Below are 8,827 nucleotides of genomic sequence, written 5' to 3'. Positions count from 1 at the left end.
CCGCGGTTCGGTGCCGGGCGGGGCGGCCGGAGCCGCCTCAGCCCATCGCGCGGACGGTCTTGAGCACCTTCACCACGGTCCACTTGCCGGCGACCCGCTTGACCTCCAGGGTCTTGTAAACCGCCGCCAGGCGGTGGTGATAAGCGGTGTACTCGATGGTGCCGCCGTCGACGCTGTTGGGCCGGAAGGCGTGGACCTGGATCAACTCGGCAGGCTTACCGTCGCGGGCGCGGCTGCCCTGGTCCTCGTCGGCGATCTCCACGCACTGGCTCATCGGCAGCAGGCGCAGGCCCGGGCGGGCGAGGGCGGTCAGCAGTTTGCGCGGGGCGTCGCGGCGGTCGACGCGCAGGCATTGGGTCGGCTGGTCGGCCTCGGCCAGTTGCTGGGCGAACACCGCGGCGGCGAGCGCGTCGGGCACCGCGGCGACGCTGCCGTCGAACTTGTGTTTCTGCAGCGCGACTTCGGCCGCGTCCACCGGCGGCGCGGCGGCCGGGCGGTTGCGCAGGTTATGGATCATCGCCAGGCCGAGCACGATGGCGATACACAGCAGCAGGCCGACCTTGATGCGGAAGGCGCGTTTCTGCCCGGGCGTGCGGGTCTGGTCGATGCGCGACTCGAAACGGAACGGCGCGTGGCTGGGCTCCTCGGCGCGGGTGCTGTCGATCAGCCCGGCTTCGCGCAGCAGGTCGCGCGCGCGCAGCTGATCGCTGGAGCGCACCACCCACACCGCGGGACGCTCGGCGCCCGGTTCGCTGTACTTGAAACTGGAGCGGCGATTGCCCTTGTAGGAACGGTCGTTGGTGACGCGCACTTCGATGCCCGCGTCGCGCAACAACTGCGCCACGCCTTCGACGTTTTCCAGACGCGGACTGCTGAAAACCTGTCTCATGTCAGTCCTTCGCCGGTACGTTGGGGGCTGCGGCGGCGTCGTTGTTCCGATCCGCTGCCACGCGCGCATCCTTGTTCTGATCCGCTACCACGCGGATCAGGCCCTCCTGCGCGCTGCTCGCGACCAGGCGGCCGTGGCGATCGAAGATCTGGCCGCGCGCCAGGCCGCGCGCGCCCTGCGCGCTGGGGCTGTCGATCGAATACAGCAGCCAGTCGTCGGCGCGGAACGGGCGGTGGAACCACAGCGCGTGATCGAGCGAGGCCATCTGCACGTTCGGCTGGTAATAGCTGATGCCGTGCGGAAAGGTCGCGGTGCCCAGCAGATGGAAATCCGAGGCGTAGGCGAGCAGGGCGCGATGCAGCTCCGGCGCGTCGCCGACCGGTTCGCTCAGGCGGAACCAGACTTGCTGATACGGCGGGCGCTTGGGCGGGTTGAGCTCGTCGCGCGGATAGACGTGACGGAACTCGAACGGCCCTTGTCGCGACAACCAGCGCTGGACCTTGGTGGGCAGGGTCGCCATGACTTCGGCCGGCACCGCCGGTGCCGGGTCTATGTCTTCGGGCTTGGGCACTTCCGGCATCGACAGCTGATGCTCGCCGCCTTCCTGCGCTTCCTGAAACGAAGCGGCGAGGAAAAAGATCGGCTGGCCGTGCTGGATCGCGGTGACGCGGCGCACCGAGAAACTGCCGCCGTCGCGGGTGCGGTCGGCCTGGTAGACGATCGGCGCTTCGATGTCGCCGGCCTTGAGGAAATAGGCGTGCAGCGAATGCGCATCGCGGGCGCTGTCGAGGGTGGCCTGCGCGGCCGACAGCGCCTGGCCGAGCACCTGCCCGCCGAACACGTACTTGGTGCCGATGTCGCGGCTCTGGCCGCGGAACAGATTGTCTTCCAGCCGTTCCAGCGACAGCAGTTCGATCAGTTCGGAAACGGGGGAACTCATGCGGCCGGGCCTGCGAAAAACGAGGCCGGCAGTATAGCGGAGGGCCGGCGCAGGCTCGGGCAGGCGCTAAAACGAAGGGCCCGCTGCCGGGCCCTTCGGGGTCATCTAGCCTTTGAGCAGGCCGACGGCGGCGCGCTCGGGCGGGCGTCGGAGAGATAGACCCCGAAGCCGGACACGCCTGCGATCAAGTTGCCCGAGCCGGACAGGAAGGCCACGCGCAGTCCGTCGGCGCTGATCGCGGTGAACGTGCCGTCCTCCGGCGCGCCGGTGATTCGGTGCGGCGACAGGAGCTTGGTGGCGCCGTTGCCGAGTTCGCGGCGGTAGATGCCGCCCCAGACGCTCGGGCCCGGCGCTGGCGAGCTATAAGCGAGGTAGCGGCCGTCGTCGCTGAGCGCCGGCCAGCGGCTGCTGTGCGGTGCGGGCGCGTTATTCGGGTTACGGGTGATCATGCTCAGCGTCAGGTTGTGCGTATCGCGCACGAACACTTGCTGGGTCAGGAGGGGCGCAGTATTGCCGGTCAGGTTGGGCGCGGCGCTGCGGAAGGCGACGAAGCGGCCATCGCCGCTGAGCGAGAAATAATCGTCGCCGACGCCCATGTCGGCGACCGCGCCGCTGTTGCTGCGGTCGATCAGCTGATTGGTCCCGGCGCGGAGATCGCGCAGATAGACGTGCGAAGTACCTGCTGGAACTTCCGGGTCGGCGACCATGTCGGCCGCGCTGCTGCGGAACACGACGTGGCGGCCGTCGGCGCTGATCCTCGGATACTGGGCGATGACCGGATTGCGATTGCGGTCGCGGCTGACCAGGACCATCTGGTCGAGCTGGATGTCGTAGACGTAGACATTGGTTATCGAGGCGGCGTGAGGCACCAGGTTCCTGGCATTGGACTCGAACGCGAGGTAGCGGCCGTCGGCGCTGAAGGAGGGATAGCCGCTGGTTCCGCCGGTGCCGTTGGCGCGCGGCTTGGTGACCCAGCGGACCCTGGCCGGATGGCCGACCGCGACTTGGCGGTCGACCAGATACAAGTCGGAGACATTGTGGGCAATGTCGCCGCTGTCGTTCGCCTGGTCGAGGTTGTCCGCCTCGGAGATGAAAGCGGCATAACGGCCGTCGCCGCTGAGCGCCGAACGGCCGTTGGAGCCGCCGGATGCGCCGTTGGGCGGTTGACCGTCCCAGGTGGTGCTGACCAGTTCGGTGCGCCGGCAGGCGATGTCGTAGACGAATACGTCGTGGCCGAAGAAACCGTCGCCACCCGGCGCCACGAAGCCGGAGGCACCGGAACTGAAGATCGCCCAGTTGCCGTCGGCGCTGAGCTGCGGGTGGTCGGCACCGAGCGCGTTGTTGGGCTGCTGGTAAGCGTGGCTGAGCAGTTTCAGCTCGGCTTGGGCGAACGCCGGTGCGACGGGCAGGGCGAAGGCGACCGCGGTCGCCACAGCGAGCATGGTTGAACGTGACATGCAGAGGTTTCCTTGATCCTTGGAGGTGAGCGCGTCGCCGCCGGGCCGGACGAGCCGGCAGGGAGCCGCGCGGGCCGTGCCGAGCAGCGGGTCCCGTCGGCACATGACAGTAGAGCAAGAACGCGTCGCTACGGTTGCGATTGGCGGCTCGTTCCTCTGCCGGATCTATGTGGGCCGGCGCTGCGGCTCAGGGGCTCAAGGCAGCCGTTGCAGCCCACAGGCGTCGAGCACTCGCGGCCACGGGAAACGCGGGCCGGGGTCGAGTTTGCGGCGCACCTGGCGCGTCGGGTCGTCGCTGGCCTCGACCTCGGTCGTGTCCAGGTCTTCGTGTCCGGCGATCAGGCGCAGCGAGGGCAGTTGCGCGCGCAGTGCCGCCAGCAAAGCCTGCAAGGCCTCGATCTGCTGCGGCGTATAGGCCTCGTCCATGGCCTGGCGGCGCGAATCCAGCCAGTTCGGATAACGCCCGGTGTTGACCAGCTCGATGCCGATCGAACGTTCGTTGTAACCGCGGGTGTGGTGGGCGATGCGCTCCGGCGCAACGTAGCGCGAGACGGCGCCGTCGCGGTCGATGTAGTAGTGGCCGCTGTTGCCGGTGCCGGATTGCGGGTAGAGCACGCGTTCGCCGTACTCGCGCGCGGTCGCCAGGTCCGGCAGCTCGGTGCAGTGGATCACCACCAGATCGATCGTCGCGGGGTCGCGCGCCTGCAACCGCGCTTCGTAAGGCAGGGGGGCGAGGACGAGGTTCAGGGGCGGCATGAGGGCGGATGCTACCATTCGCCCTCACACGGAGCCCCCATGACCCTGCCGCCCGCCGACTCCGCGCTAGGAAAACTCATGGCCACGCTGCCGCGTCCGGGCCGCGTGGAATGGATCGGGATCCGCCCTGCGCGGGGCACCGCGATGCAGGCGCTCGACGAAGTCCTGGCCCAGGCCGGCGCCGGTCTGGCCGGCGATCGCTACAAGGGCAGCAGCGGCGAGCGCGGCATCACCCTGATCCAGGCCGAGCACCTGCCGGTGATCGCGGCCCTGGCCGGGCTGGACGCGGTCGAACCGGCGCGCTTGCGCCGCAACATCGTGGTTTCCGGGTTGCCGTTGATCGCCCTCAAGGGGCGGCGCTTCCGCATCGGCGAGGTTTTGCTCGAAGGCACCGAGTCCTGCGATCCGTGCTCGATGATGGAAGCCGCGCTCGGTCCCGGCGGTTTCAATGCGATGCGCGGCCACGGCGGCCTGTGCGCGCGCATTCTCGAAGGCGGCACGATCCGGCGCGGCGATGCGTTGATCGCGCTGGCCGATAGCGAAACGCCGGTCTCCGCCGTCGACGGCGACGCGGTTTGATTCTCACCACGATCTGAGCGCATGGCGACTTCCGGACACTGCATCCTTTCCCATGGCTTCGAAAGCGGCCCCGACGCGACCAAGGTCACCGCCCTGGCCGAGGTCGCGGCGCGTTACGGCTGGACCCACGAACGCCCGGACTACACCGACCTCGACGCCAATCGTGAGGTCAGCGAACTCGGCGACGTGCCGGCGCGCATGCAGCGCCTGCTCGCCCTGACCCGCGCCGCGGCCGCGCGCGGCCCGGTGCTGTTGGCCGGCTCCAGCCTCGGCGCCTACATCTCCGGATGGGTGTCGATGCAGGTGAAGCCGGCCGGCCTGTTTCTGATGGCGCCGCCGATCCGCATGGGCCACGCCGAACCGATGCAGGCCGCCGATGTACCGATCAGCATCATCCACGGCTGGGACGACGAATTGATCCCCGCCGCCGACGTCGTCGCCTGGGCCCAGCCGCGCCGTGCGCGCCTGCTGCTGGTCGACGACAGCCACCGGCTTTCGGCGCACGTCGAAGGCAGTGCGGAAGCCTTCGCGCGTCTGCTCGAACGAATCTGAGTAAGCACCACCATGAGTAAGTTTTACGCAAGCTGCGGCAAGGGCCTGGAATACCTGCTCGCCGACGAATTGATCGCGCTGGGCTGCCAGCGCGCGACTGCCGCGACCGCCGGCGTCAACGTCGAAGGCGACTTGGCCGATGCGCAGCGCGCGGTGCTGTGGTCGCGCCTGGCCAGCCGGGTGCTGTGGCCGATCGCCGAATTCGACTGCCCCGATGAGCACGCCTTGTATGCCGGCGTCGCCGCAGTGCCGTGGCCGGAGCACATGGAGAGCGTGCACACGCTCGCGGTCGATGCGCACGTCTCCGGCGAAGCCATCACCCATGCGCGTTACGCCGCGCAGCGGATCAAGGACGCGGTGGTCGACGTGATGCGTGCGCAAACCGGCGCGCGCCCCGACGTCGACACCGACGCCCCCGACCTGCGCCTGAATTTCGTCCTGCGCAAGGGGCGCGGCATCCTATCGATCGATCTCGGCGGCGGCTCCCTGCATCGGCGCGGTTGGCGCCAGAAGCAGGGCGAGGCGCCGCTCAAGGAAAATCTGGCCGCGGCGGTGTTGCTGCGCGGCGGCTGGCCGAAGGTCTACGCCCAGGGCGGCAGCCTGTTCGACCCGATGTGCGGCAGCGGCACCTTGCTGATCGAAGGCGCGCTCATGGCCGCCGACGTCGCGCCGGGCCTGCTGCGCCATGGCGCCTTGCCGCCGACGCGCTGGCGCGGTTTCGACTTCGCCGGCTGGCGCGCGCTGTGCGACGACGCGCGCACGCGCGAAGCCGCCGGCCGCGCCGCCCTGCGTCCGGCCTTCGCCGGCAGCGACGTCGACCCGCATGCGATCCGCTCGGCGCGCGACAACGAGGTCATGGCCGAACTCGCCGGCGTGATCGCATGGAACGTGGCCGCGGTAGAATCCCTGCAGTCGTTGTCCTTGGCGCAAGCGCCTGCGCAGCCTGCCGAGCGTCATCCCCGCGAAGGCGGGGATCCGGGGCTGCATCGCGATGAGACTTTGGGTATCGAGAAAAGCGGGGCCGGGCAGGAGCGTGGCTTCGATGAAACCGCTGCGGCGGTTGCGTACTCTGCCACCCCAGTTGGACTGGTCGTCTGCAACCCGCCCTACGACGCGCGCCTGGCCGCCGACCCCGCGCTGTACCGCGCACTCGGCGAGGCGCTCAAGCGCCTGGTGCCGAGCTGGCGCGCGAGCCTGTTGTGCGGCGACGCCGCGCTGGCCCAGGCCACCGGTCTGCGTGCGGGCAAGAAGTACCAGATCTTCAACGGCGCGATCGAATGCGCGCTGATCGTCTGCGACCCGATCGCCCGCGTCGGCCATGCCGAACAGCGCGCCAAGGCCGAGGACGCCGCGCCGCAGCCTTTGTCGGAAGGCGCCCAGATGGTCGCCAACCGGCTGCGCAAGAACCTGCGCAAGCTCAAGTCCTGGCGCGAGCGCGAGGGGATCACCTGTTTCCGTGCCTACGACGCCGACCTGCCCGAGTACTCGGCGGCGATCGACGTCTACGCCAGCGACGAAGCCGAGCCGCGCACCTATCTGCACATCCAGGAATACGCCGCGCCGGCGGATATTCCCGAGGCCGACCAGCGTCGCCGCCGCAACGAGTTGTTCGCCGCCGCGCGCGAAGTGTTCGCAGTGCCGCGCGAACGCGTGGCGCTGAAGACCCGCAGCCGCGGCAAGGGCGGCAGCAAGTACGGTCAACTCGACCAGCGCGGCGAAGTGCTGGTCGTGCGCGAGGGCGCCGCGCGCCTGCGCGTGAACCCGTTCGACTATCTCGACACCGGCCTGTTCCTCGATCATCGTCCGATGCGCTTGCGCATCGCCGCCGAGGCGCGCGGCCGCCGTTTCCTCAATCTGTTCGGCTACACCGGCGCGGCGACCGTGCAGGCCGCGGTCGGCGGCGCCAACGAAACCACCACGGTCGACCTGTCGGCGACCTATCTGCAGTGGTGCGCCGACAACCTGCGCGAGAACGGCATGGGCGGGGCCCAGCACCGCCTGGTGCAGGCCGATGCGCTGGCCTGGCTGGAAGCCGACCGCAGCCGCTTCGACCTGATCTTCTGCGACCCGCCGACGTTCTCCAATTCCGCGCGCGCCGACGACTTCGACATCCAGCGCGAACACGTGCGCCTGCTGCGCGCCGCCGTCGCGCGCCTGGCCGATAACGGCGTGCTGTATTTTTCCAACAACTTCCGCCGCTTCCGCCTCGACACCGAGGCCGTCGCCCAGTTCGCGCAGTGCGAAGAAATCAGCGCCGAGACCATTCCGGCCGATTTCGCCCGCGATGCGCGCATCCATCGGTGCTGGCGAGTGGAACCGCGTTGATGCGGTTGTCGGTGGTCCTGATCGCAACAGGCGGACGCTCCGCTGTGGAGTTCCAGCCATGAAGCCGCATCGCAAAGTAGGTGCCTGGACGTTTTTCCGCCAGTGGCTCAAGAACCCGCTGCGCGTGGCCGCGGTGGCGCCGTCCAGCGCCGAACTGGCCGCGGCGATGATCGCCGAGCTGCCCGACGACGTCACCCGCGTGATCGAGCTCGGCGGCGGCACCGGCGCGATCACCCGCGCCTTGCTCGAGGCCGGCATTCGCGACGAAGACCTGCTGGTGCTGGAACTCAACGAAGAGTTGCACGCGCATCTGCATCTGCGCTTCCCGCGTGTGCCGGTGCTGCTGGGCGATGCGCGCGAGCTGCCGCAGCTCGCGCGCGGGCACGGTTACCTCGAACAGGGGCCGGCCGATGCGATCGTGTCGGGGCTCGGCTTGTTGACGATGCCGCACCCGCTGCAGCGCGACATTCTCAAGGCGGCGTTCGCCTGTCTCAAGGACGACGGCGTGTTCGTGCAGTTCACCTACGGCCCGGCCGCGCCGGTGGCCGATGCGGTCGCCCGCGCGCTGTCCCTGCAGGTGCGTCGCGGCGACTTCGTGCTGCGCAACGTGCCGCCTGCGACGGTGTTCGTGTACTCGCGTATCCGGGGCTGAGCGGTAGATCCGGGGTAGGAGCGGCGCGAGCCGCGACCGCGCCGCCACGACTTCGCGGCGTTTTCTGGCCGTAGCCTCTGTAGGAGCGGCGTAAGCCGCGACCGCGTTGCTTACTGTTGCGGCGTTTGATGCCGCAGAGCGGTGAAGCAACATCAAGATCTAAAGCTTCCGTCCGCTGACGCGGCCGGGTTACTTTCTTTTGCTAAGCCCAAAAGTCCGTCTGGATTCCCTTCGGTCAAAGGTAACCAAAGAAAAGGGCTCTCCTTGCAAGGGCACAGGCCACGAGTGCGATGCCGGCGCCGGGATTTTTCGATAAGACGTCCCTGTCTTATCGAAAAACGGCGCACGTCCTGTGCGCCGCCCTCCGGGTCTTCAGGTGTTCTCGCGAGTTCGGCATCGCGCCAAGCTCATACGGCAACGGCAACGGTTGCCATGCTCTTAGGGTAGGAGCGGCGCAAGCCGCGACCGCGCAACCACGATCGCCCGCGCTGGCAGCCGTAGATTCGCGGTCGCGGCTTGTGCCGCTCCTACCCCTTGAACCGTCGTAGATGCAGGGCTGCTGTTGCTGTGCGCAGCCGAGCACTCGCAAAGGCACGAGAAGACCCGGAGGGCGGCGCGCAGGGATGCGCGCCGTTTTTCATCGGGACAAGGATGTCCCGTATGAAAAATCCCCGCGT

At 68.7% G+C, this 8,827-nt stretch carries 8 protein-coding genes; 4 read left to right on the top strand and 4 right to left on the bottom strand.

Annotated elements, in window-relative coordinates; translation table 11 throughout:
- Window positions 1-37 precede the first annotated feature (37 nt).
- From ACTJJK_RS21450 to ACTJJK_RS21435, 4 genes are all read right to left on the bottom strand, one after another.
- Window positions 38-889: a hypothetical protein gene (locus ACTJJK_RS21450; RefSeq protein WP_051885292.1), complete on the bottom strand. Its 852-nt coding sequence runs from the start codon at window positions 887-889 to the stop codon at window positions 38-40.
- Window position 890: 1 nt separating this feature from the next.
- Complete coding sequence (gene tesB / locus ACTJJK_RS21445) at window positions 891-1,829, bottom strand: acyl-CoA thioesterase II (RefSeq protein WP_440731208.1); 939 nt, start codon at window positions 1,827-1,829, stop codon at window positions 891-893.
- A gap of 101 nt (window positions 1,830-1,930) precedes the next feature.
- Window positions 1,931-3,286: a TolB family protein gene (locus tag ACTJJK_RS21440; protein ID WP_223621636.1), complete on the bottom strand. Its 1,356-nt coding sequence runs from the start codon at window positions 3,284-3,286 to the stop codon at window positions 1,931-1,933.
- Between the two features lie 195 nt (window positions 3,287-3,481).
- A complete protein-coding gene (locus tag ACTJJK_RS21435; protein ID WP_031373511.1) occupies window positions 3,482-4,042 on the bottom strand; it encodes an N-acetylmuramoyl-L-alanine amidase in 561 nt (186 codons plus the stop codon).
- 39 nt (window positions 4,043-4,081) lie between these two features.
- On the opposite strand from ACTJJK_RS21435, the gene ACTJJK_RS21430 reads away from it, so the two are divergent.
- From ACTJJK_RS21430 to ACTJJK_RS21415, 4 genes are read left to right on the top strand one after another with little or no spacing between them, the layout of a single operon-like run.
- The gene (locus tag ACTJJK_RS21430) at window positions 4,082-4,621 is read left to right on the top strand and encodes an MOSC domain-containing protein (RefSeq protein ID WP_051885291.1); all 540 of its coding nucleotides are present in this window, start codon (window positions 4,082-4,084) and stop codon (window positions 4,619-4,621) included.
- Between the two features lie 21 nt (window positions 4,622-4,642).
- Window positions 4,643-5,173 carry an alpha/beta hydrolase gene (locus ACTJJK_RS21425; protein ID WP_031373509.1) on the top strand — a complete coding sequence of 177 codons (531 nt, stop codon included), beginning with the start codon at window positions 4,643-4,645 and terminating at the stop codon, window positions 5,171-5,173.
- A 12-nt stretch (window positions 5,174-5,185) separates the two neighbouring features.
- A complete protein-coding gene (gene rlmKL / locus ACTJJK_RS21420) occupies window positions 5,186-7,498 on the top strand; it encodes a bifunctional 23S rRNA (guanine(2069)-N(7))-methyltransferase RlmK/23S rRNA (guanine(2445)-N(2))-methyltransferase RlmL (RefSeq protein WP_036149439.1) in 2,313 nt (770 codons plus the stop codon).
- A gap of 58 nt (window positions 7,499-7,556) precedes the next feature.
- The gene (locus ACTJJK_RS21415) at window positions 7,557-8,150 is read left to right on the top strand and encodes a class I SAM-dependent methyltransferase (RefSeq protein WP_031373508.1); all 594 of its coding nucleotides are present in this window, start codon (window positions 7,557-7,559) and stop codon (window positions 8,148-8,150) included.
- Window positions 8,151-8,827: the final 677 nt, after the last annotated feature.

Origin of the sequence: Lysobacter sp. 22409 (assembly GCF_052045105.1) — a bacterium.
GTDB lineage: Bacteria > Pseudomonadota > Gammaproteobacteria > Xanthomonadales > Xanthomonadaceae > Lysobacter > Lysobacter antibioticus_B.
Note: the sequence above shows the minus strand (reverse complement) of the source record. Positions and strands in the feature narration are given on the sequence as shown.

What these genes read in the sequence shown, in the direction of transcription:
- ACTJJK_RS21450 (WP_051885292.1), bottom strand. Translation starts at nt 889, where the DNA reads ATGAGACAGGTTTTCAGCAGTCCGCGTCTGGAAAACGTCGAAGGCGTG.
- tesB (WP_440731208.1), bottom strand. Translation starts at nt 1,829, where the DNA reads ATGAGTTCCCCCGTTTCCGAACTGATCGAACTGCTGTCGCTGGAACGG.
- ACTJJK_RS21440 (WP_223621636.1), bottom strand. Translation starts at nt 3,286, where the DNA reads ATGTCACGTTCAACCATGCTCGCTGTGGCGACCGCGGTCGCCTTCGCC.
- ACTJJK_RS21435 (WP_031373511.1), bottom strand. Translation starts at nt 4,042, where the DNA reads ATGCCGCCCCTGAACCTCGTCCTCGCCCCCCTGCCTTACGAAGCGCGG.
- ACTJJK_RS21430 (WP_051885291.1), top strand. Translation starts at nt 4,082, where the DNA reads ATGACCCTGCCGCCCGCCGACTCCGCGCTAGGAAAACTCATGGCCACG.
- ACTJJK_RS21425 (WP_031373509.1), top strand. Translation starts at nt 4,643, where the DNA reads ATGGCGACTTCCGGACACTGCATCCTTTCCCATGGCTTCGAAAGCGGC.
- rlmKL (WP_036149439.1), top strand. Translation starts at nt 5,186, where the DNA reads ATGAGTAAGTTTTACGCAAGCTGCGGCAAGGGCCTGGAATACCTGCTC.
- ACTJJK_RS21415 (WP_031373508.1), top strand. Translation starts at nt 7,557, where the DNA reads ATGAAGCCGCATCGCAAAGTAGGTGCCTGGACGTTTTTCCGCCAGTGG.